At 72.7% G+C, this 271-nt stretch carries 1 pseudogene; it reads left to right on the top strand.

The annotated features are described in order from the left end of the window. Positions 1-271 (top strand): annotated as a pseudogene (locus ADL12_RS27600) (ABC transporter); the annotation flags it as partial.

Genomic DNA, 271 nt, shown 5'->3' on the forward strand with positions numbered 1-271 from the left:
CGACTCATCCCCGGCGGACACGTCCGCCTCCGCTTCACCGACCCGGGCGCATACCAGTTGGCCGCCTCCGCCCTGCGCGAGGTCACCCGGGACGACGAGGCACTGGCGCTGCAGATCCCCAGCGGCGGCAGCCAGCGCGAGCTGCGCTCCATCCTCGGCTGGCTCGACGCGACCGGCATCGAGGCCGACGAGCTGACCGTGCACACCCCCGACCTCGACGACGTCTTCTTCGCCCTGACCGGCGCCACCGACATCCCCCACCAGCCCAAGG

Source organism: Streptomyces regalis (assembly GCF_001509475.1).
Classification (GTDB): domain Bacteria; phylum Actinomycetota; class Actinomycetes; order Streptomycetales; family Streptomycetaceae; genus Streptomyces; species Streptomyces regalis.